24 protein-coding genes are annotated in these 19,966 nt (G+C 65.8%); 8 read left to right on the top strand and 16 right to left on the bottom strand.

All coding sequences use genetic code 11. The features are described 5' to 3' along the window. The first annotated feature begins 18 nt into the window (after positions 1-18). From L284_RS34350 to nadC, 3 genes are all read left to right on the top strand, one after another. Positions 19-1,182: a sensor histidine kinase gene (locus tag L284_RS34350; protein WP_021233863.1), complete on the top strand. Its 1,164-nt coding sequence runs from the start codon at positions 19-21 to the stop codon at positions 1,180-1,182. A gap of 46 nt (positions 1,183-1,228) precedes the next feature. Further along, positions 1,229-2,026 carry a LytR/AlgR family response regulator transcription factor gene (locus L284_RS34355; protein ID WP_021233864.1) on the top strand — a complete coding sequence of 266 codons (798 nt, stop codon included), beginning with the start codon at positions 1,229-1,231 and terminating at the stop codon, positions 2,024-2,026. Between the two features lie 143 nt (positions 2,027-2,169). Then, a complete protein-coding gene (gene nadC / locus L284_RS34360; protein WP_021233865.1) occupies positions 2,170-3,030 on the top strand; it encodes a carboxylating nicotinate-nucleotide diphosphorylase in 861 nt (286 codons plus the stop codon). On the opposite strand, the gene L284_RS34365 is transcribed toward nadC, so the two are convergent. Further along, entirely contained in the window at positions 3,027-3,482 is a 456-nt protein-coding gene (locus L284_RS34365; RefSeq protein ID WP_021233866.1) for a nucleoside deaminase, read from the bottom strand. The two genes, nadC and L284_RS34365, sit on opposite strands and share 4 nt — an antisense overlap. Positions 3,483-3,699: 217 nt before the next feature. Here L284_RS34365 and rpmB point away from each other — a divergent pair, with 217 nt between their 5' ends. Further along, positions 3,700-3,990, top strand: a complete 291-nt coding sequence (rpmB, locus tag L284_RS34370; protein ID WP_021233867.1) for a 50S ribosomal protein L28 — start codon at positions 3,700-3,702, stop codon at positions 3,988-3,990. 241 nt (positions 3,991-4,231) lie between these two features. Here rpmB and L284_RS34375 read toward each other — a convergent pair whose 3' ends face one another. The 4 genes from L284_RS34375 to xseA all read right to left on the bottom strand — a co-directional run bounded on the left by L284_RS34375 (position 4,232) and on the right by xseA (position 7,912). Continuing rightward, on the bottom strand, positions 4,232-5,212 hold the full coding sequence (locus L284_RS34375) for an esterase-like activity of phytase family protein (protein ID WP_021233868.1): 981 nt from the start codon (positions 5,210-5,212) through the stop codon (positions 4,232-4,234). A gap of 88 nt (positions 5,213-5,300) precedes the next feature. After that, positions 5,301-6,179, bottom strand: a complete 879-nt coding sequence (locus L284_RS34380; RefSeq protein ID WP_021233869.1) for a M23 family metallopeptidase — start codon at positions 6,177-6,179, stop codon at positions 5,301-5,303. Continuing rightward, the gene (locus L284_RS34385; RefSeq protein WP_031342043.1) at positions 6,176-6,379 is read right to left on the bottom strand and encodes a DUF2093 domain-containing protein; all 204 of its coding nucleotides are present in this window, start codon (positions 6,377-6,379) and stop codon (positions 6,176-6,178) included. Before L284_RS34385 ends, L284_RS34380 begins: the two co-directional genes overlap by 4 nt. A gap of 27 nt (positions 6,380-6,406) precedes the next feature. Continuing rightward, positions 6,407-7,912: an exodeoxyribonuclease VII large subunit gene (gene xseA, locus L284_RS34390; RefSeq protein ID WP_021233871.1), complete on the bottom strand. Its 1,506-nt coding sequence runs from the start codon at positions 7,910-7,912 to the stop codon at positions 6,407-6,409. A gap of 5 nt (positions 7,913-7,917) precedes the next feature. On the opposite strand from xseA, the gene purD reads away from it, so the two are divergent. Beyond that, a complete protein-coding gene (gene purD / locus L284_RS34395) occupies positions 7,918-9,204 on the top strand; it encodes a phosphoribosylamine--glycine ligase (protein WP_021233872.1) in 1,287 nt (428 codons plus the stop codon). Continuing rightward, positions 9,194-9,769: a hypothetical protein gene (locus tag L284_RS34400; RefSeq protein WP_021233873.1), complete on the top strand. Its 576-nt coding sequence runs from the start codon at positions 9,194-9,196 to the stop codon at positions 9,767-9,769. The genes purD and L284_RS34400 overlap by 11 nt, the downstream gene beginning before the upstream one ends. Before the next feature lie 143 nt (positions 9,770-9,912). On the opposite strand, the gene L284_RS34405 is transcribed toward L284_RS34400, so the two are convergent. Next, complete coding sequence (locus tag L284_RS34405) at positions 9,913-10,920, bottom strand: adenosine kinase (protein ID WP_021233874.1); 1,008 nt, start codon at positions 10,918-10,920, stop codon at positions 9,913-9,915. A 118-nt stretch (positions 10,921-11,038) separates the two neighbouring features. Between L284_RS34405 and L284_RS34410 the strand changes: the two genes are divergently transcribed. Next, positions 11,039-11,521, top strand: a complete 483-nt coding sequence (locus L284_RS34410; protein WP_235054350.1) for a hypothetical protein — start codon at positions 11,039-11,041, stop codon at positions 11,519-11,521. 81 nt (positions 11,522-11,602) lie between these two features. Here L284_RS34410 and L284_RS34415 read toward each other — a convergent pair whose 3' ends face one another. From L284_RS34415 to L284_RS34455, 10 genes are read right to left on the bottom strand one after another with little or no spacing between them, the layout of a single operon-like run. Further along, complete coding sequence (locus tag L284_RS34415; RefSeq protein ID WP_021233876.1) at positions 11,603-11,971, bottom strand: HesB/IscA family protein; 369 nt, start codon at positions 11,969-11,971, stop codon at positions 11,603-11,605. Then, positions 11,968-12,465, bottom strand: coding sequence for a GNAT family N-acetyltransferase (locus L284_RS34420; protein ID WP_021233877.1), 498 nt, complete (start codon positions 12,463-12,465; stop codon positions 11,968-11,970). Before L284_RS34420 ends, L284_RS34415 begins: the two co-directional genes overlap by 4 nt. Beyond that, on the bottom strand, positions 12,465-12,944 hold the full coding sequence (locus L284_RS34425) for an SUF system Fe-S cluster assembly protein (protein ID WP_021233878.1): 480 nt from the start codon (positions 12,942-12,944) through the stop codon (positions 12,465-12,467). The genes L284_RS34420 and L284_RS34425 overlap by 1 nt, the downstream gene beginning before the upstream one ends. After that, complete coding sequence (locus L284_RS34430) at positions 12,941-14,125, bottom strand: aminotransferase class V-fold PLP-dependent enzyme (RefSeq protein ID WP_031342048.1); 1,185 nt, start codon at positions 14,123-14,125, stop codon at positions 12,941-12,943. The genes L284_RS34425 and L284_RS34430 overlap by 4 nt, the downstream gene beginning before the upstream one ends. A gap of 50 nt (positions 14,126-14,175) precedes the next feature. Then, positions 14,176-14,913 (bottom strand): SufD family Fe-S cluster assembly protein, encoded by a 738-nt coding sequence (locus L284_RS34435; protein WP_021233880.1) that lies wholly within the window; start codon positions 14,911-14,913, stop codon positions 14,176-14,178. Beyond that, positions 14,910-15,665 (bottom strand): Fe-S cluster assembly ATPase SufC, encoded by a 756-nt coding sequence (sufC, locus tag L284_RS34440; protein WP_031342050.1) that lies wholly within the window; start codon positions 15,663-15,665, stop codon positions 14,910-14,912. The genes L284_RS34435 and sufC overlap by 4 nt, the downstream gene beginning before the upstream one ends. A 2-nt stretch (positions 15,666-15,667) precedes the next feature. Then, positions 15,668-16,162, bottom strand: a complete 495-nt coding sequence (locus L284_RS34445; protein ID WP_021233882.1) for an endonuclease domain-containing protein — start codon at positions 16,160-16,162, stop codon at positions 15,668-15,670. Further along, positions 16,159-16,662: an endonuclease domain-containing protein gene (locus L284_RS0124105; RefSeq protein WP_235054351.1), complete on the bottom strand. Its 504-nt coding sequence runs from the start codon at positions 16,660-16,662 to the stop codon at positions 16,159-16,161. Before L284_RS0124105 ends, L284_RS34445 begins: the two co-directional genes overlap by 4 nt. Positions 16,663-16,706: 44 nt before the next feature. Next, the gene (sufB, locus tag L284_RS34450; protein WP_021233884.1) at positions 16,707-18,260 is read right to left on the bottom strand and encodes a Fe-S cluster assembly protein SufB; all 1,554 of its coding nucleotides are present in this window, start codon (positions 18,258-18,260) and stop codon (positions 16,707-16,709) included. Continuing rightward, the gene (locus tag L284_RS34455) at positions 18,261-18,698 is read right to left on the bottom strand and encodes an SUF system Fe-S cluster assembly regulator (protein ID WP_021233885.1); all 438 of its coding nucleotides are present in this window, start codon (positions 18,696-18,698) and stop codon (positions 18,261-18,263) included. 404 nt (positions 18,699-19,102) lie between these two features. Between L284_RS34455 and L284_RS34460 the strand changes: the two genes are divergently transcribed. Next, positions 19,103-19,966 (top strand): quinone-dependent dihydroorotate dehydrogenase (locus L284_RS34460; protein ID WP_021233886.1); only part of this gene is annotated, 864 nt, incomplete at its 3' end.

A 19,966-nucleotide genomic window follows, 5' to 3' on the forward strand; every position in this document is an offset into this window, starting at 1 on the left:
TTCGGCTAGGAAGCGCTGATGAGCGTCCTGCCGATCCAGCCCATTCCGTTCTTCGCCAACAAGGACAAGGCCTTCTGGCGCCTTCAGTTCGTCGGGTGGAGCGGTGCGATGTTGCTTCGCACCATGTCGACGATCGCCAATGCCCAGCCCCTGTCCTCGCTGGTCCTGGTGCTGATCGCGACCGTCACCGGCTTCTCGATCTCGCTGGTGCTTTCGGTCGTCTACCGCTCGCTGATCACCCGGAGGGCGCTGATAACCTGGGGCGTCACCGCGCTGATCCTGCCCTTTGCGGTGGGCCTTCATGCCTTCATCGACGCCTGGGTCGTCTCGCTCTATCGCACGGACAGCGATTCCAGCTTCACCCAGCTGTTTCTCGGCATCTTCTATCTGGACGCCACGCTGCTGGGGGCCTGGTCGGCGCTCTACTACGCGATCAACTTCTATCTCCAGGTGGAGGAGCAGAACGACCAGCTGATCCGGCTGGAGAATCAGGCCACGCAGGCGCAGCTTGCCATGCTGCGCTATCAGCTCAACCCGCATTTCCTGTTCAACACGTTGAACTCGATCTCGACCCTGGTGCTGCTCAAGCAGACCGAGCCGGCCAATGCCATGCTCAGCCGGCTGTCCTCGTTTTTGCGCTATACGCTGATCAACAAGCCCTCGGCCCGCGTGACCGTGGCGACCGAGGTGGAGACCCTGAAACTCTACCTCGACATCGAACTCATGCGATTCGAGGAACGCCTGCGCACCACGTTCCATATCGATCCGGAAACCGAGACCTGCCTTCTGCCTTCGCTGCTGCTCCAGCCGCTGGTCGAAAACTCGATCAAATATGCCGTGACTCCGCAGGAATCCGGGGCCGAGATCACCATCACCGCGCAACTCATCGGGCCGATGCTTCGCATCACCGTCTCGGACACCGGACCGGGCTTGCAAAGTCCGACGACGGACAACAGGTTGTCGGGTATGACTTACGATGGAGGGGAGCCGGTCTCCACTGGCGTCGGCCTGGCGAATATCCGCGACCGTCTTTCCCAGGCTTACGGCGAACATCACCGGTTCGAGACGATAGAGCCGATCGAAGGCGGCTTTGCCGTGCTCATCGAACTTCCCGCCGAACGCCAACCCACCCCGGAAGACATGCCCGAGCAGCCGCGGCAGACCGTTTTCGCCGCGCGATGAAACATATTTGGCCCACAAGCGTTAGCCGGGCCGGAGAACGTAACTGATGACCATTCGCACCATCCTCGTCGACGACGAGAAACTTGCCATCCAGGGCCTTCAGCTTCGCCTGGAGAAGTACCCGGACGTCGAGATCATCGATACCTGCTCGAACGGCCGCGAGGCCATCCGCAAGATCAAGACCGAAAAGCCCGATCTCGTCTTCCTCGACATCCAGATGCCCGGTTTCGACGGCTTCTCGGTAGTCAAGGGCGTGATGGAGATCGAGCCGCCGCTGTTCGTCTTCGTCACCGCCTATCAGGAACACGCCGTCCGCGCCTTCGAAGCGAATGCCGTGAACTACCTGATGAAGCCGGTGGACGAGACCAAGCTGGACGACACCCTGGCCCGCGTGCGCCAGCGCCTGGCCGAGAAGCGTTCGTCGGACGAAGCGGAAAAGCTCAAGACGGTGCTGGCCGAAGTGGCGCCCGACGCCATCGAGCACATCCCCGAGGAAACCGATCCCAATGCTGATCGCTACGAAAAGCTCATCAACATCAAGGATCGTGGCCAGATCTTCCGCATCGATGTCGATTCGATCGAGCATATCGAAGCCGCCGGCGACTACATGTGCATCCGCACCGCCGACAACTCGCTGATCCTGCGCGAAACGATGAAGGATCTCGAGCGCCGCCTGGACCCGCGCGTGTTCCAGCGCGTCCACCGCTCGACCATCGTCAATCTCAACCAGGTCCGCCAGGTCAAGCCGCACACCAACGGCGAATGCTTCCTGGTGCTGGACTCGGGCGCGCAGGTGAAGGTCAGCCGCTCCTACCGCGACGTAATCGCCCGCTTCGTCCACTGATCTCGTAAAGCCTGATTTCGAAAGGGGCGGGGAGAGAGGATCTCCCCGCCCCTTTTTCGTCGTCCCGGACCTGATCCGGGACCGCAGGCCAGGTCTCGCTCACCTCTCGACATTCCGATTCGAACGCGCGAAAGACGCAGGCCATGAGCACTTTCGCGATCCCCGGTTTCGACCTTGCCGCCTTCGTCGATGCAACGCTTGCCGAAGACCTCGGCATGGGCCTTCCGGGCGGGGGCCGTGACGTAACTTCCGAAAGCGTGATCGAGGCCGATGCGCGGTTCTCCGGCATGATGGATTCGCGCGATGCGATCACCGTCGCCGGACTGCCGATCGCAGAAGCCTTCTTCCGCAAGCTGGATCCCGCGATGGAGATCGAGATCCTCGTCGAGGAAGGCGCGCGCGTCGATCCTGGCGCCAAGCTCATGCGCCTCACCGGCAACGCCCGGGCCATGCTGACCGGCGAGCGCAGCGCCCTCAACACCGTCCAGCACCTCTCCGGCATCGCGACGATGACCCGCGCCTATGTGGACGCCATGGCGGGCCACGCGGCCCTGCTCGACACCCGCAAGACCATCCCCGGCCTGCGCCACCTTGAAAAGTACGCCACCCGCATGGGCGGCGCCCGCAACCACCGCATGGGGCTATGGGACGCGGCCATGATCAAGGACAACCACGTTCTCGTGGCGGGTGGCGTCGGCCCGGCGGTCGCGCGGGCCAGGGCGGCGGGCGTCGCGCAGATCATCTGCGAGGTGGACCACCTCGACCAGATCGAACCGGCCATCGCCGCCGGTGCGCATCATCTGCTGCTCGACAACATGGGGCCGGACATGCTTCGTGAGGCCGTGGCGCTTGTGGCCGGGCGGGTGCCGACCGAGGCCTCGGGCGGGGTGAACCTATCCACCATCGGTGCCATTGCCGCTTCGGGGGTGACTTACGTCTCGGTCGGCCGCCTCACCCAGAGCGCACCTGCCGCCGACATCGGCCTGGATTTCACGCCGCTTTAACGGCGCTCGCGGAAAAAGCGGCGCAGCAGGTCCGCCGCTTCCGATTCGCCCATTCCCGAATAGACTTCCGGCTTGTGCAGGCACTGGGCGTGCTCGAACACGCGCGCGCCGTGTTCCACCGCGCCGCCCTTGGGATCGGCGGCGGCGTAATAGAGGCGGGCGATGCGGGCGTGGGCGATCGCGCCGGCGCACATGGCGCAAGGCTCCAGCGTGACCCAAAGCTCGCACCCTTCCAGCCGCTCGTTGCCGAGAATCAGCGCGGCGGCGCGAATCGCCTCGATTTCGGCATGGCTGGTGGGATCGTGTCGCTTGCGCGGGCCGTTGCGGCCAGCGGCGATGACCTTGCCATCCTTCACCACGACGGCGCCGATGGGCACTTCGCCGGAATCGGCGGCTTCACGGGCTTGCGCCAGGGCGAGTTGCATGTATTCGGGCAAGGGCCAGCGGGTCATGACCAAGCGCTAGAGCATTTTCAAGTCAGGTGGAATCACCTGACGATTGAGAAAATGCGGCAGACAAAGAAGACAGAACGGGAGCCGATCAGCATGTACGGATCACGATCTGACCTTCAAAAAGCTGTGCGCAACTTGACCTTCCCGCAAGGAATCGCTAAGGGCGCGCCTTCCCGTTTCTACGGCCACAGAATTTTTTCGAGCGAGAGTTAGAGACATGTCCCGCATCTGCGAACTGACCGGCAAGGGCCGCCAGGTCGGCTGCAACGTCAGCCACGCCAACAACAAGACCAAGCGCGTCTTCCTTCCCAACCTTCAGAACGTCACGCTGCTGTCGGACGGTCTTGAGCGCAGCTTCAAGTTCCGCGTCTCGACCCACGGCCTGCGCTCGGTCGAGCACAACGGCGGCCTCGACAACTGGCTGCTGAAGACCTCGGACGCCAAGCTTTCGACGCGCGCCCTCAAGGTGAAGCGCGAGCTGAAGAAGACCCAGGCCGTAGCTGCCTGATTTCTCGCGCTCCCTGTTGGGAGCGTGGAAACGAGAGTCTCGCGAAAGGCGTGCAAGCTGGCTTGCGCGCCTGTTCGTGTGCCTGGCTTCCTTTGGTCCAGTTCGCTGATAGCGCTGCGTCATCCTGAACTTGTTTCAGATCCATTTTGCCGAACAAGCTGCCGTCGATGCCCAAGGATGCATTCTGAAACAAGTTCAGGATGACGTAGCAAGCGCGGCGCTAGGGCAGGGTCCCTTCAACTCAGGGCAACTCGGCCGGATCGACGCTCATCTTCCAGAGGATCGTGCGCTGGAGCGGCGAATAGTTATCGTCCGAGATCAGCCAGACCGTCAGGCGACCGTCCGCACGGGGCGCAATCGCGATTCCCTCGAAGTTGTCGATCGGCAGGTCCGAGGACAACCGAGCCACCTCGGTAACCTCCCAGGTGCCGCCGGGACGTATCTTCGCCGGATCGCCGATGACGATCCTGCCCGCGAAACGTTGCGGCATGGGCCAGATCAGGCGCCGCATCAGGATCAGCAGGCGGCCGTCCGGCAATTGCGCCATGTCGGTGGGGCTGAAGCCGGCCGGCCCATCCAGCGTGAAGCCCTGTCCCTCGAGGTGCTCGGTGGGATCTCCGCGGAACAGTGCCGCCTGGTGGAGGTGGTCGCTCCAGCCCACATAGCCTTCGCGCAGGGTAACGAAACGTCCGTCATGTAGGCGCGTCAGGGCTTCCGGGCCGGAATTCACGCCCCAATCGCTCATGATCGCGGGACTGGCCTTACGCTCGATCTCATAGTCGGGATTCATGCGATAGATCGCGTTCCGGCCCTCCAGGCCGAGCCAGATCATGCCTTTGTCGTCCTGCGTGGCAGATTCGACGTCCCGCGCGGCCTTGTCCGCATCCTTCGACAGCGGAAGGTCGCCCGTGCGGCTGTCCGCCTGCGACTGACCGGGCGCGTGGAACTCCAGGAAGCCGCCCGAATCGCTGATCGCCAGCATCGTGCCGCCGGAACGGAGCAGAAGCGCCGAGTAGGAGCCGAAGGCGTGGGTGCGGCTATGCGCCTGCCAGACTTCCTCCAGCCGAAACGCGCCCAGGCGCGGCTTCGCGCGCTCGGCGGGCGGCAAGGGGAGCGGACTGAAGGAAAGCTCGAAGCGCTTGAACTTCGGGTGCTGCGGCGTGCGCCCCCAGGTCAGGGGCAGCAGGGCGAGCAGGACGAGAAGGGCAATGGTGCGGCGCACAAGGGCGGGATAAGCATTCCGGCGGGGCGGGCAAGCCTGTTTCGCTGCAACGACCCGGAATTGCACTGACGGATCCGCAGTTCGTGCGTCAGTTCATCGGTCCGGTGAAGAGAATCGGATCGAGCCGGGCCTCATTCCATTTGATCGACCAGTGCAGATGGGGCCCCGTCGCACGTCCGGACATGCCGATCCTGCCGATGACCTGCCCCTGCCGGACGTGATCGCCTTGCTTCACGAGGATTTCCGAGCAGTGCAGGAAGGCACTGTTCAGCCCCATGCCGTGATCCAGCATCAGCAGATTGCCTTCCAGCGTGAAGGGCTTCTCGGCAGCGAGGACCACCACGCCGTCGGCTGGCGCCATGAACGGTGTACCGCTGGTGCCGGTGGCGATGTCGAGGCCAGAATGATAGGCGCCCGGCTCACCGCGATAGATGCGCTGAGAGCCGAAGCGGCCGGAAATCCGTCCCTTGGCGGGCCAGATGAAGTGCTGGCGCCAACCCTGCGCGTTCGTCTTTAAGGCACGCGCGGCGTTTATGCGGTCAAGCTCGGGTCGCCGGATCGCCATGAAGGCTTCGGTCGGCCCGCCGGGTTTGCGGGCGATGTTGACGTTCTCGATCCGCCACGCGCGCGGTGAAACCGACACGGGCTGCGAGATCCCGCGACCCTTCAGCGTAGCGGTGAGGGTGGCGATCGTACCGGCATCCCGGTCGAAGGCGGCGAACCACGAACCGTCCGGCGCGATCGCCACGGGCTGACCGTTCAATGCCAGCGCAGTGGTTCCGGCCGGAGCTTTGCCGCGCATCCAGCCCCCTTGGGTCAGTTCCCCGGCATAAGTGAGGCTCCCAGGCGCAGCAGCCGGTGCGACGGGGGCTATCGACTCCGCCCCGAGGGTACTCCACGCCAGAACCGAAACGACGATCGCGCCGCTCAGAATCAGCGATGCCGGCAGAACCTTGCGGACGGTCATGCCTTTCCGGTGAGGCGCTTGGTCGCGATTTCGGCCGAGGCGTAGGGCTCCTGGAGTTCGGCGCTCCAGTAGCGGAGTTCTTCCAGCGCGATCTTCTCGCCGGTGACGGCACAGAGCACGAAAGGTCCGCCGCTCAGAACCCGGAAACCGTTGGGTCCATAGGCGAGCTTGGCGGGGCGGTCGGCAGAAGACATAAGCATGGACGAAATCCTAGCAGAGCGCGCCGGTCAAAACAAATCGCCTTGCCTTGGCTCGTCCGCCTTCGGTCGCGATGTACGCTTGGGGGTGGCAGGTTCAGGCGCGGGTGCGGAGGCTTTAGCGACGGGAGCAGGGGCTTCGGAGCCCACCGCCACCAGGAGTTCGCCGTCGCGGAATTCGAGCGTCAGCAGCGCCTCGCGTGCGGCGGCCTCGCGACGGGTGAGTGCGCGGCCGTCCGGTCCCTTGGCCAGCACATAGCCGCGCTCCAGCGGGCGCTTGGGATCGAGTTGCGGCAGCACCCGCGAAACCGGAGCGAGACTGTCGCGCGCCAGAGTCCAGCGGCGCGTCAGCAGGCGCGGCGTCAGCCCCACGCGCAGCAGGCGCTCGTCGCAGCGCTCGACACGATGGCGCAGCAGCGGCAGCGATAGCCGCGAGGCGGTGCGGCCAAGCTGCTCGCGCTTGGTGGCCGCCTCGTCGCGCAGGCCCCGGCGCAGGCGTTCGGACAGGTCGTCGAGCTTCTGGGCCTTGGCCGCGAGGATGGCCTCGGGCTTGGGCAGGCGCTGGACGCGTGCTTCCAGCCGTTCACGGCCCAGCGTGACCGGGCGCAGGGCACAGCGGCGCTTGCGGTAAGCCAGTTCGTCGAGCGTTGCGGCCAGTTCCAGGCGCACCGGCACGGCCATCTCCGCGGCGGCCGTGGGTGTCGGGGCGCGGCAGTCGGCGGCATGGTCGCAGAGCGTGGTGTCGGTCTCGTGGCCGACCGCCGAGATCACCGGGATCGACGAATCGGCCACCGCGCGTACGACGACTTCCTCGTTGAAGGACCACAGGTCCTCGATCGAGCCACCACCGCGCGCCACGATCACCAGATCGGGGCGTGGCACCGGACCGCCAGGCCGGATCGCCGAGAAGCCGCGCACCGCATCGGCCACCTGCTGGGCGGAGCCTTCGCCCTGCACCAGTACCGGCCAGACGAGGACATGGCTGGGGAAGCGATCCGCCAGGCGGTGCAGAATGTCGCGGATCACCGCCCCGGTGGGCGAGGTCACCACGCCGATCACGCGCGGCAGGAACGGCAGTTCGCGCTTGCGCTCGGGCGCGAAAAGACCCTCGGCCGCAAGGCGCGCGCGCAGCTTTTCGAGCAGTGCCAGCAGCGCGCCTTCACCGGCGATCTCCATCGTCTCGATGACGACCTGGTACTTCGAGCGGCCCGGATAGGTGGTCAGCTTGCCGGTTGCGATCACTTCCACGCCGTCCTCGGGCCGGAACGCGAGTCGCTGCGCGCCACCGCGCCACATGACGCCGTCGATTACCGCCTTGTCGTCCTTGAGCGCGCAGTAGAGGTGGCCGGAAGCCGCCCGCTTCACGCCCGAAAGCTCGCCCCGCAGGCGCACGAAGCCGAAGCGGTCCTCTACGGTGCGCTTCAGCAGATTCGAAATCTCGCTGATCGAAAGCGGCGCAGCGTTGTCGCCGGCCGCTTGCTTCGCTACCAGCCCACCCGAACGACCATCGTCATATTCGTCGTCATCGAAAGGCACGGCTAATGAACATCCTTCTTCTGGGCTCGGGCGGCCGCGAACATGCGCTGGCCTGGAAGCTGGCGCAATCCCCGCTCTGCGAGACGCTCTGGGCTGCGCCGGGTAACCCGGGGGTTGCCGAAGTGGCAAGCTGCATCGACCTCGATGTCACCGATCATGCGGCAGTCATCGCCTTCTGCGAGGCCAATGTCGTCGGCCTCGTGGTGGTCGGCCCGGAAGCGCCGCTGGTCGATGGTCTTTCCGATTCCCTGCGCGGACAAGGCTTTTCGGTGTTCGGCCCCAGCCAGGCAGCGGCCCAGCTGGAAGGCTCGAAGGGGTTCACCAAGGATCTCTGCGAGCGTGCGGGCATCCCCACCGCCGGTTACGACCGCGTTTCCACCGAAGCCGATGCCCTGGCTGCGCTGGCCAAGTTCGGCGCGCCGGTGGTGATCAAGGCGGACGGGCTGGCGGCGGGCAAGGGCGTGACCGTGGCCATGACCATGGCCGAGGCCGAGGAAGCGGTGCGCGAGATCTTCTCGGGCCGCTTCGGAGAAGCCGGCGCCGAGGCCGTGATCGAGGAGTTCATGGAAGGCGAGGAAGCCAGCTTCTTCGCGCTGACCGACGGTTCCACCATCGTCCCCTTCGCCTCGGCACAGGACCACAAGCGCGTGGGCGACGGCGATACCGGCCCCAATACCGGCGGCATGGGCGCCTATAGCCCCGCCCCGGTGCTTACGCCCGCGCTGGAAGCCGAAGTGCTGGAACGCATCATCGCGCCCACCGTGCGCCAGATGGAGAACGAGGGTACGCCGTATTCCGGCGTCCTGTTCCTGGGCGTGATGCTGACGGGCGAAGGCCCGAAGCTGATCGAATACAACTGCCGTTTCGGCGATCCCGAGTGCCAGGTGATGATGCTGCGGCTCGAATCGGATCTGGTCGAGCTGCTTCACGCCTGCGCCGACAATCGCCTGGCCGCCATCGCGCCGCCGCGCTTCAGCAACGACACCGCTCTCACCGTGGTCATGGCGGCGAACGGCTATCCCGGTACGCCCGAAAAAGGCGGCGCAATTCGTGGTATCGAGGCGGCCGAGGACACGGGCGCGAAGGTCTTCCACGCGGGCACGGCGCTCAAGGACAACGCGCTCGTCGCCAGCGGCGGCCGCGTGCTCAATGTCACGGCGCGGGGCGCTTCGGTCACCGAGGCGCAGGCGAAGGCCTATGCCGCCGTGGATGCGCTCGATTTCCCCACCGGCTTCTGCCGCCGCGACATCGGTTGGCGCGAAGTGGCGCGCGAGAAGGCCCATGGCCAGTAAGGTCGATACCGCGCTGAAGGCTTCGCTGGCGGCGGCGGCTCTGCTCGCCGGTGCCGGCGTGGGCTATTACTATGGGCTGTTCCTGCCGGGACAGGCCGCAAGGCAGGAGGCCCGCGAACTGGCGGTGCAGGACGCGCGGCGGAAGCAGGAGGACGCGCAGGCCAAGGCGCAGGCGCGTGAACGGGCCGAGCAGTCGCGCCGCCGGGAAGCGGCGCAGCAGGAGTATCAGGACTGCCTGAACTTCGCGGAACTCTCCTACAAGCAGCGCTGGACGGCGAGTTGCCGGGCCCAGCACGATGCCGATGTCTCGGCTCTGGCCGACTGCGCGGACAACCTCTTCGCCACCGAGGAGGGCTGCCGCGCCAGGGTTGCGATCCGGCCCGAGCGCGACTGTGCGCTGCCCGGCGGAACGGCGCGGAGCTATTCCGACGCCCGCGAACAGCGCAAGGCCGAGTGCCTGGCCCGGCTCCAGTCGGTCAGCGGCCAGCCCGGCGTTCAGGCGCCGCCCGTTCCATCATCGATGGAAGGGAATGGCCAGCCGGTGGACCCGGCCTCTACCTTCTGATCTCGCGGCAAACGAGGCGCCCTGCCGCGAACTGGGCCGTTCACGGCCAGCGGTCCCGGAGCAAGTCCGCGACGACAACATGCAAAAAAGGGCTCCGTTCCTGAGAACGGAGCCCTTTCTGATCCATGACGGATGCAGCGATCTCAGCCGACGCGTTCGGAGATCAGCGCTTTGAGGTCGGCTTCCGGACGGGCGCCGTAGTGCGAGATGATCTCGCAGGCACAGATGGCGCCGTATTGGAGGCACTCTTCAAGGCTCTTGCCGCGCACATGGCCGAACAGGAAGCCGGCGGCGAAGAGGTCGCCCGCGCCGGTGGTGTCGACGACGCGCGCGATCGGCTCGGCGCGGACTTCGGCGCGCTGGCCGCCCGAGATCGCGACGGCGCCCTCGGCACCGCGCGTGACGACCAGGACGGGGATCTTCGGGGCGAGCTGGGCTACGCCCTGCTCGAAATCGTCATGACCGACAAGGGCGGCCATCTCGTGCTCGTTGCAGAACAGCACGTCGATCTTGCCGGTGTCGATCAGGTCGAGGAAGTCCGTGCGGTGACGGTCGATCACGAAGCATTCGGAAGGGGTGAAGGCGATCTTGCGACCGGCGGCGCGGGCGGCCTCGATGGCCTTGCGCATGGCGGCGCGGGGTTCCTCGGGATCCCAGAGATAGCCCTCGAGGTAGAGCACGGCGGCATTGGCCACGGCGCTTTCGTCCAGCGCTTCGGCCGGCAGATAGTGCGAGGCGCCGAGGAAAGTGTTCATCGTGCGCTGGCCGTCCGGCGTCACGAAGATCAGGCAGCGCGCGGTCGGCGGATTGCCGGGGCGGGCCGGAACGTCGAAGGCGATGCCGCCGGCGCGGATGTCATGAGTGAAGACTTCGCCCAGTTGGTCCTCGGCGACCTGACCGATGAAGGCGCACTTGGCGCCGAGCGCGGCGAGGCCGGCGAGCGTGTTGGCGGCGGAACCGCCCGAGATTTCGCGGGCAGGGCCCATCGCGGCGTAGAGGCTTTCGGCCTGCTCGGCGTCGATCAGCATCATGCCGCCGCGCGAAAGGCCGAGTTCCTCGATCAGCGCGTCGTTGCAGTTGGCGATCACGTCGATGATGGCATTGCCGATGGCAATTACGTCAAAGGTGGGCGGCACGGTGGGTTCTGCCATGCGAAAAGGAGTCCTTGGATTGTCTGGAGGTTGTGTCGCGCGTAGCGCGCAGGCCGCCGCTTCGCAAGCGCGGCGAGAGTTGACACCATGCGAAGGCCGGGCGATGCGGGGCGCGATCATGACTCACGACCGTCTCGCGCCCCTTGGCCTTACCACTGCCGCTCCGATGAATCCGTTCGTCCGCCTGCGGGGTGGCTTGGCCGCTGCCGGGCTGGCCCTGCTGCTCGCCGGATGCGCCAGCACGTCCGGCGGCGGAGTCTCCGCGCCCTCGCATCCTCCCAAGCGCGGCACGCAGATTCCCAATGTCCGCCAGCCTACCCACACCGCGCGCGACCCGAGTTTTCAGGCGATTCCGGGCGCGGAAGGGGTGATCGGATCGAACGAAAGCCAGCTCGTGCGCATGTTCGGGGAGCCGCGCCTCAACGTCTGGGAAGGCGATGCGCGCAAATTGCAGTTCACCGGCAAGGCCTGCCTGCTGGACGTCTATCTTTATCCGTCCACGGCCTCGAAGGAGCCGCGCGCGTCCTATATCGATGCTCGGCGGGTGTCGGACGGGCAGGACGTGGATCGCGCGGCCTGCATCGCGGCGCTGCGCAAATAGCTATCGGCTCACCCGACACTCTGCGTCATCGCTTCGCTACGCTCGCAATGACGCAGAGTGTCGGGTGAAGGGGATCGTGGCTTAGACCGTGAAGCTCTCGCCGCAGCCGCAGGAGCCTTTGGCGTTCGGGTTGGCGAAGACGAAGCCGGCGGTGAAGTCGTCTTCCACCCAGTCCATCGTGCTGCCGATCAGATAGAGCACCGAGGCGCCGTCGATGTAGAACAGGCCGCCGGGGGTCTCGATCTTCTCGTCGAAGGCCTTTTCCTCAGCGACATAGTCCACCGAATAGGCCAGGCCCGAGCAGCCCCGGCGCGGCGTGGACAGGCGCACGCCGATCGTGCCTTCGGGCGCCTCGCTCATCAGCTTGGCGATTCGTGCCTCCGCATTGGCGGTGAGGATCACGGCCGCAGGACGCTGGCGCGCCGGTTTCGCTTCGGTAGTGGTGGTCATAGCTTCTTGTCCCAGAACAGCGCTGTGCCCGCTTCGGGGTCGAGCGCGTAGTCGCCGTAGCCGAGCGAGGCGTAAAGGCCCTTGGCGGTGGCATTGCCGCTCAGCACTTCGAGCGTGATCTTGCAGGCGCCGCGCGCGCGGGCCTCTTGCTCGACCGCCAGCATCAGCGCGCGGCCGACGCCGCGCCCCCGTGCCGCCGGCAGCACGGCCATGTCGTGGATATTGACCAGCGGACGCGCTGCGAAAGTCGAGAAGCCGGTGATGCAGTTGGCCAAACCGACAGCGTCATCGCCTTCGAAGGCCAGCAGCGAGAAGGCCCCGGGATGCGCGGCTAGTTCAGGCACCAGTCGTTCCCGCACGTCTTCGGACAGCGGCTTGCCTCCACCCATCGGATCGCGCGCATAGCTGTCGAGCAGCGCGACCACGCGCGCGGCATCGCCGGCATCGGCATAGTCCGCCAGACGTACCGTGAGGGTGGGTGCAAGCGTCGCCATCAGAGCATGCCCAGCTCGAGCTTCGCTTCGTCCGACATCTTGGCCATGTCCCACGGCGGATCCCAGACGAGGTTGACCTCGGCATCGCGTACGCCCGGCACGGCCGAGACGCGCATTTCCACCTCACCCGGCATCGATTCCGCCACCGGACAATGCGGCGTGGTCAGCGTCATCGTCACCGCGACCGAAGCCTCGGGCGAGACTTCGACGCCGTAGATCAGGCCGAGATCGTAGATGTTCACCGGAATCTCGGGGTCGAAGATCTCCTTGAGCGCGTCGATCACGCCGTCGTAGATCGCGCCACCGGGCTGGGCCGGGTCGATGCCCTGCGGCTTTTCGGCCAGGAAACCATCGAGATAGTCGCGCTTGCGCTCCGTCGGAGCGGGTACGTCCTCGACGCGCGCGCGGGGCGCGGGCGTTACCGAATCGACTTCTTCGACCGTGAAGGTCGGGCCGGAAGCGGGAGTGTCGTCAGTCATCCAAAAATTCTCCGGGTGCGCTCGATACCCTTCATGAGCGCCTCGATGTCGCTGTCGTCGCTATAGAGGCCGAAGCTGGCACGCGCCGTGGCGGGCACGCCAAGGTGCTCCATCAGCGGCTGCGCGCAGTGGTGGCCGGCGCGGATCGCGACGTCTTCTTCGTCCAATATGGTGCCGAGGTCGTGCGGATGCACCCCGTCCATCGCGAAAGAAACGATGCCCACCGAATCCGCCGGGCCGAACAGGGTGACGTCGTTGCGCTTGCCCAGTTCCTCGCGCAGCTTGCCGGCAAGGTTGCGTTCGTGCGCTTCGGCGCGGTCGAGTCCGTAGGCCTGAAGCCAGTCGATCGCGGCCGCCAGGCCAACGGCCTCGACGATCATCGGCGTGCCGGCTTCGAAGCGCTGCGGAGCGGGGGCGTAAGTGGTTTTCTCGAACGCGACGCGGTCGATCATCGCGCCGCCGCCCTGCCATGGGGGCATGGAATCGAGGATTTCCTTGCGCGCCCACAGCGCGCCGATCCCGGTCGGGCCGTAGAGCTTGTGCGCGGAGAAAACGTAGAAGTCCGCCTGCATCGCCTTCATGTCGAGCGCGATGCGGGGCGCGGCCTGGCAACCGTCGATCAACAGCTTTGCGCCAACCGCATGGGCAAGGCGCGCGGCATGTTCCACGTGAAGCACCGAACCGAGCACGTTTGAGACATGCGCGAAAGCCATCAGCTTGTGCGCCGGGGTCAGGATGCGCTCGGCGGCTTCGAGGTCGATCCGGCCGTCCGCGGTCAGCGGGCAGACGTCGATCTCCACGCCCGTCCGTTCGCGCAGGATCTGCCAGGGAACGATGTTGGAGTGGTGCTCCAGCGTCGAGAGCAGGATGCGGTCGCCCGCCTTGAGGTTCTCGACGCCCCAGGTCTGCGCCACGAGGTTGATCGCCTCGGTAGCCCCGCGCGTGAAGACGACCTCGTCCTCTTGCCCGCCAAGGAACGCGGCGACCTTGCGGCGCGCGGCTTCGAAGGCCAGCGTCATGTCCGCCGAGCGAGCATAAACCCCGCGATGCACGGTCGCATAGTCGCGCCCCAGGGCATCTACGGTGGCGTCGATCACCGCCTGCGGCTTCTGCGCCGTGGCAGCGGTGTCGAGATAGTGCCAGTTGCCGGACAGGCCGGGAAACTGGGCCTTCACCGCCAGGACGTCACCGGTTTCGCCAGTTTCGCTGGTTTCGCTCACAGGGGTCTGGCTCACAGGATCTGCTCCAGCCGGGCGATGGCGGCCTCGCTCAGTTCCGCTTCGCCGGGGGCGCCGGTGAAGGCTTCGGCGATGAAGGCCTGCAGCATCAGCCGCTTGGCCTCGGGCGGCGTAAGGCCACGGCTCATCAGGTAGAACAGGCCGTTGGCGTCCAGTTCGCCGACTGCGCAGCCATGCGCTGCCTTGACGTCATCCGCGTAGATTTCCAGCTCGGGCCGGGCATTTGCGGTGGCCGTGCGGTCCAGCAGCATGGCACGGACCGACTGCTCGGCATCGGTTCCGTCCGCGCCGCGCTCTACCGCGATGCGGCCGAGGTAGGTGCCGACCGAATGCCCCGCCAGCGCACTGCGCACGATCTGGTGGGATGTGGCGTTAAGCCCCGCGTGAGTGACTTCGGTGACCACTTCCAACGTCTCGCTGCCGGTGGCCAGCTGCGCGGCGCCCAGCGTGAAGTCCGCGCCTTCGGCCAGCCGCACATCCACAGCGATACGCCCGTAGACCGGCCCTGCCGAAAGCACGCGAAGGTCGAACTTCGCACCCTTGCCCAGCGAGATCACCAGATGGCGCGCCACCGCTTCGGCGCCGTCCTCGACGATCTGGAGAGATTCCTCACCGCCATCGGCCACGACGATCTCCTCGCGCGCAATCGGCCAGACGCCGGCCAGCGCGTCGATATCGGAATAGCGGAAGTCTTCGTGCTTCCGCGTCGGGAGAGCAGCGACTTCGCTCATGCGGCGGTCTCTTGCACGACGGCTTCGTAGCCTTCTTCCTCAAGTCGCAGCGCAAGCTCCGGCCCGCCCGTCTTGACGATGCGGCCTGCCGCAAGGACGTGGACGAAGTCCGGCTTCACGTAGTCCAGCAGGCGCTGGTAGTGGGTGATCAGCAGCACCGCCTTGTCGGGCGCGCGCATGATCGCATTGATGCCTTCGCCGCAGATCCGCAGCGCGTCGATGTCCAGCCCGGAGTCGGTTTCGTCGAGGATCGCCAGCTTGGGATCGAGGATGCCCATCTGCACCATCTCGGCGCGCTTCTTCTCACCGCCGGAGAAGCCGACGTTCACCGGGCGCTTCAGCATGTCCATGTCCATGCGCAGCAGGCCCGCCTTTTCGCGCGCCAGCTTCAGGAACTCGCCGCCCGACAGCGCTTCCTCGCCCCGGCCCTTGCGCTGGGCATTGGCTGCCTCACGCAGGAACTGGACGAAGGACACGCCGGGAATCTCGACCGGGTACTGAAAGCCCAGGAACAGCCCGGCGGCAGCGCGTTCGTGCGGTTCCAGTTCGAGCAGATCCTGACCCAGGAAATCGACCGAGCCGCCGGTCACCTCATAGCCCGGACGGCCTCCGAGCGTGTAGCCCAGCGTCGACTTGCCCGCGCCGTTCGGCCCCATGATCGCGTGGATCTCGCCGGGATTGATCGTCAGCGAGAGACCCTTGAGAATCGGCTTTTCGGCGACATTGGCCTGGAGGTTATCGATCTTGAGCATGGTCATCCTTCGGCGCCCTCGTCGAAACGAGGTGCGGCAGTGGCACCGGCCTTCCGGCGCGCGGAGCGCTTGTCGAACGGCACGTTGAGTTCGGTGGTGATCTCGCGCACGACGCCCTCGATGCGACCGAGCACTTCATCCTCGGAGAAGCGCAGCACGCGAATGCCCACTTCGATGAGCTTGCGGTCCTGCAATTCGTTCACGTCCGGGTTCGAGTCTTCCGGGCTGAGCTGGACCACGATCCAGCGCGAGGGGCAGGCGAAGTCCACGATGGTCGAACCGACCACCGACTGGCGAATGAACTTCACGCCGCCCAGCTTCGAGCCGCTCAGTTCCGCCCAGAGCGCCTTCTGCGCCTCGCTGGGATTGCGGCGCTGTTCCTTGGCGCGTTCCTTGAGCGTGTCGAGGCGCGCGCCGGTCACGTTGAAGCTGGCCTTGGCGTCGGCCTTCGGCGCGGCGTCCCTGCTGATGCCGAGGGTCTTGCGAGCGGCGGTCATGTATGAAGTCCTTGAACGAAAGAGATACCTGAAAGCCCCTCCCCTTCAGGGAAGGGGTTGGGGTGGGGGCTCTCCCAACGATCCGGTGCCGCGTGCAAGGCACCCAGGATGAAGGTCAGAACCCCGTCGAGGTTGCGCATCACCTCGGTGTTGGTGACGTGAATGGCGGTGAAGCCCATTCGGGCAAGCGCTGTATCGCGCTTGCGGTCGCTCTCGGCGTCATGGGTTTCGCCGTCGACTTCCACGATCAGCGCCTTTTGCGGGCACAGGAAGTCAGCGATGAACGGGCCGACCGGCGCCTGTCGGCGAAACTTAAATCCGCCGAGTTGCGAGCGAGAAAGTGCGCGCCAGAGGCGCTTTTCCGGCTCGGTCGACTCATTGCGCATTTCACGGGCGAAGTGCGCGATCTCGCCGTTGCGGGTGGCGGAGAGCCCCCACCGCCGGCCCCTCCCCTGAAGGGGAGGGGAGTTGGTGCGCACGCTGGTTTCGCGACTGGACAAGCCCCTCCCCTTCAGGGGAGGGGTTGGGATGGGGGCCTGCGTCATCACCCCACGCTGCCTTCCAGCGAGATGCCCAGCAGCTTCTGCGCTTCGACGGCGAACTCCATCGGCAGTTGCTGGAGCACTTCCTTGGCGAAGCCGTTGACGATCAGCGCCACCGCCTGTTCGGTGTCGAGCCCGCGTTGCATGGCGTAGAACAGCTGGTCGTCGCTGATCTTGCTGGTGGTCGCCTCGTGCTCGATCTGGGCGCTGGGGTTGCGCACTTCGATATAAGGCACGGTGTGGGCGCCGCATTCCTTGCCCAGCAGCAGCGAATCGCACTGGGTGAAGTTGCGCACGCCTTCGGCATTGGCGGCCACGCGGACGAGGCCGCGATAAGTGTTGTTGCTCTTGCCGGCCGAGATGCCCTTGGAGATGATCGTCGAGCGGCTGCCCTTGCCGTTGTGGATCATCTTGGTGCCGGTATCGGCCTGCTGGTAGTTGTTGGTGACCGCCACCGAGTAGAACTCGCCCACCGAATCCTCGCCGTTGAGGACGCAGCTGGGGTACTTCCAGGTGATGGCCGAGCCGGTTTCCACCTGCGTCCACGAGATCTTGGAGCGGGCGCCCTGGCACAGGCCGCGCTTGGTCACGAAGTTGTAGATGCCGCCCTTGCCCTCGGCATTGCCGGGGTACCAGTTCTGCACGGTGGAATACTTGATCTCGGCATCTTCCAGCGCGACCAGTTCGACCACGGCGGCATGGAGCTGGTTCTCGTCGCGCATCGGCGCGGTGCAGCCTTCGAGGTAGGAGACGTAGGCACCCTTGTCGGCAACGATCAGGGTGCGTTCGAACTGGCCGGTGTTTTCCGCATTGATGCGGAAATAGGTGCTCAGCTCCATGGGACAGCGCACGCCTTCGGGGATGTAGACGAAGGTGCCGTCGGAGAAGACCGCGCAGTTCAGCGCTGCGAAGTAGTTGTCCTGCACCGGAACGACGCGGCCCAGCCACTTCTTCACCAGCTCGGGGTACTCGCGGATCGCTTCGGAGATCGAGCGGAAGATCACGCCCGCCTGCTCCAGCTCCTTGCGGAAGGTGGTGGCGACGGAAACCGAATCGAACACCGCGTCCACGGCGACCTTGCGCGCGCCTTCGACGCCGGCGAGCACTTTTTGCTCCTCCAGCGGAATGCCCAGCTTCTCGTAGACCTTGAGGATTTCGGGATCGACTTCGTCCAGGCTGGACAGCGACGGCTTCTTCTTGGGCGCGGCCCAGTAGTAGGCGTCCTGGTAGTCGATCGGCGGCACGTTCAGCTTGGCCCAGTCGGGCGGAGTCATCTCCAGCCACTTGGCATAGGCCTTCAGGCGCCATTCGAGCATCCACTCGGGCTCGTCCTTCTTGGCCGAGATGAAGCGGATAGTCTCTTCGGACAGGCCCTTGGGGCCGTATTCCTGCTCGATGTCGGCGACCCAGCCGTGCTCGTAGTCGGCCACCCGGGCCGCAGCTTCGCGCGCGGCCTGATCGCGCAGTTCGACGTCGCGCACTTCGCCTTCACGCAAATCGTCCCGATGGACTTCGCGCACTTCGATGGTGCCCTCGGGGGAGGTTTCGTCAGTCATTCATACTTCCTCGACGAGCTGGGTCAGGACCACTTGGGCCAATGCGCCGCGCAGGGCCGCGTTCACCTGCGGCCAGTGCGGGCGCACGCTGCATCCGCCTTCCAGCGTACATTCGTGCTTGCCCTGTTCGAGGCAGGCGGTGAGCGCGATCGGCCCTTCCACTGCCTCTACGATATCCGCAATCGAAATCGTTTCAGGGGCGCGGGCCAGCTTCAGCCCTCCGCCCACGCCTCGGGTTGATTGCAGCAACCCCGCGGCGGTCAGCTTGCTCACCAGCTTCTGCACCGTAGGCGCGGGAAGGCCGGTTTCTTCCGCAAGCTGCGCGGCCGAGATACGGCTCATCCGCGAATCCTGCGGGTGATGCGCGCAAGTGCCCGAATGCCGAGTCGCGGCGGACATGATGACGACGGCGTAGTCGGCCATGCTGGACAGGCGCATATCTGCGGCTTTCGGCGTTCTTGCGTAAAGTGGATCAAATCTTTCCGATTTTGTGCCACCTAGTGCAGGACCCCTCCGGTTTCAATGGCGTTTTCGCACCGGTTTTCCGGATCAAAGCGCTGTTGCAGGAGCAAGTGCCTCTTATTGGGGCGGGAATCGCTGCGGCTGCGGCTGGGCACGAGAAAAAAGGCGGCCCCGATCAGGATCGGGAACCGCCTTAAGGTGATAAAGAACTCGTGCGCATCCCGCTACGAGCCCTTCGGGTCGCAACTCTCCTGTATGCGCGGGCAGGACCATTTTATTGTATAATTGCGACACGCGTGGTCCCTGGGTGACGCTGGGAAACCAATTTTCCGGCACCGTCTCGCTATAAGAAGCATTTGAGCAACAGCCCTTGCGCGGTTATGCGCGGCTTCGTGCTTTACTCCCTGATCAGACCCGCCCTGTTTCGCCTGGACGCCGAATCGGCTCACGGCCTTGCGCTGAAAGCCCTCAAGCTTGCGGGTTCCAGCCGCGCTCCGGCATTCCCGGCTTCGCTCGCGACGCAAGTGGCGGGGATCACCTTCCCCAACCCCGTGGGCATGGCCGCCGGATTCGACAAGGACGGCGAGGTTCCCGACGCCCTGCTGGGTCTTGGCTTCGGCTTTGCCGAGGTCGGCTCGATCACGCCGCTGCCGCAGGCCGGCAATCCGCAGCCGCGCCTGTTCCGGCTGGTGGAGGACCGCGCGGTGATCAACCGCATGGGCTTCAACAACAAGGGCGCCCAGGTCGCCTTGCAGGGATTGACGGCGCGCAAGGATCGCCCCGGCGTGGTCGGCATCAACATCGGCGCCAACAAGGACGCCGCCGACCGCATCGCGGACTATGCGACCATGGCGCGCCTGATGGCCCCGCTGGCGACTTATCTGGCGGTGAACATCTCCAGCCCGAATACGCCGGGCCTGCGCGCGCTCCAGGACGAATCGGCTCTGACCGAGCTTCTGGACGCGGTGCTGGAGGCCCGCGCGGAAGTCTGCGGCGCGGGCGGCCCGCCGGTCTTCCTCAAGGTCGCGCCTGACCTCGAGCCTGCCGATATCGACGCCATCGCCCGCATCGCCATCGAGAAGCGCCTTGGCGCGCTGATCGTCTCGAACACCACGATCTCTCGCCCGGCCCTGCACTCTGCCCATCGCGGCGAGACGGGGGGGCTCTCCGGTGCGCCCTTGCGCGACCTCGCCCAGCAGCGCCTGCGCGACTTCCGCCGCGCGACCGGCGGCGCGGTGCCGCTC

The sequence above is a fragment of the Novosphingobium lindaniclasticum LE124 genome (assembly GCF_000445125.1).
In the GTDB taxonomy this organism is placed as follows: Bacteria; Pseudomonadota; Alphaproteobacteria; order Sphingomonadales; family Sphingomonadaceae; genus Novosphingobium; species Novosphingobium lindaniclasticum.

What these genes read in the sequence shown, in the direction of transcription:
- L284_RS34350 (WP_021233863.1), top strand. Translation starts at nt 19, where the DNA reads ATGAGCGTCCTGCCGATCCAGCCCATTCCGTTCTTCGCCAACAAGGAC.
- L284_RS34355 (WP_021233864.1), top strand. Translation starts at nt 1,229, where the DNA reads ATGACCATTCGCACCATCCTCGTCGACGACGAGAAACTTGCCATCCAG.
- nadC (WP_021233865.1), top strand. Translation starts at nt 2,170, where the DNA reads ATGAGCACTTTCGCGATCCCCGGTTTCGACCTTGCCGCCTTCGTCGAT.
- L284_RS34365 (WP_021233866.1), bottom strand. Translation starts at nt 3,482, where the DNA reads ATGACCCGCTGGCCCTTGCCCGAATACATGCAACTCGCCCTGGCGCAA.
- rpmB (WP_021233867.1), top strand. Translation starts at nt 3,700, where the DNA reads ATGTCCCGCATCTGCGAACTGACCGGCAAGGGCCGCCAGGTCGGCTGC.
- L284_RS34380 (WP_021233869.1), bottom strand. Translation starts at nt 6,179, where the DNA reads ATGACCGTCCGCAAGGTTCTGCCGGCATCGCTGATTCTGAGCGGCGCG.
- L284_RS34385 (WP_031342043.1), bottom strand. Translation starts at nt 6,379, where the DNA reads ATGCTTATGTCTTCTGCCGACCGCCCCGCCAAGCTCGCCTATGGACCC.
- purD (WP_021233872.1), top strand. Translation starts at nt 7,918, where the DNA reads ATGAACATCCTTCTTCTGGGCTCGGGCGGCCGCGAACATGCGCTGGCC.
- L284_RS34400 (WP_021233873.1), top strand. Translation starts at nt 9,194, where the DNA reads ATGGCCAGTAAGGTCGATACCGCGCTGAAGGCTTCGCTGGCGGCGGCG.
- L284_RS34405 (WP_021233874.1), bottom strand. Translation starts at nt 10,920, where the DNA reads ATGGCAGAACCCACCGTGCCGCCCACCTTTGACGTAATTGCCATCGGC.
- L284_RS34410 (WP_235054350.1), top strand. Translation starts at nt 11,039, where the DNA reads ATGACTCACGACCGTCTCGCGCCCCTTGGCCTTACCACTGCCGCTCCG.
- L284_RS34415 (WP_021233876.1), bottom strand. Translation starts at nt 11,971, where the DNA reads ATGACCACCACTACCGAAGCGAAACCGGCGCGCCAGCGTCCTGCGGCC.
- L284_RS34420 (WP_021233877.1), bottom strand. Translation starts at nt 12,465, where the DNA reads ATGGCGACGCTTGCACCCACCCTCACGGTACGTCTGGCGGACTATGCC.
- L284_RS34425 (WP_021233878.1), bottom strand. Translation starts at nt 12,944, where the DNA reads ATGACTGACGACACTCCCGCTTCCGGCCCGACCTTCACGGTCGAAGAA.
- L284_RS34435 (WP_021233880.1), bottom strand. Translation starts at nt 14,913, where the DNA reads ATGAGCGAAGTCGCTGCTCTCCCGACGCGGAAGCACGAAGACTTCCGC.
- sufC (WP_031342050.1), bottom strand. Translation starts at nt 15,665, where the DNA reads ATGCTCAAGATCGATAACCTCCAGGCCAATGTCGCCGAAAAGCCGATT.
- L284_RS34445 (WP_021233882.1), bottom strand. Translation starts at nt 16,162, where the DNA reads ATGACCGCCGCTCGCAAGACCCTCGGCATCAGCAGGGACGCCGCGCCG.
- sufB (WP_021233884.1), bottom strand. Translation starts at nt 18,260, where the DNA reads ATGACTGACGAAACCTCCCCCGAGGGCACCATCGAAGTGCGCGAAGTC.
- L284_RS34455 (WP_021233885.1), bottom strand. Translation starts at nt 18,698, where the DNA reads ATGCGCCTGTCCAGCATGGCCGACTACGCCGTCGTCATCATGTCCGCC.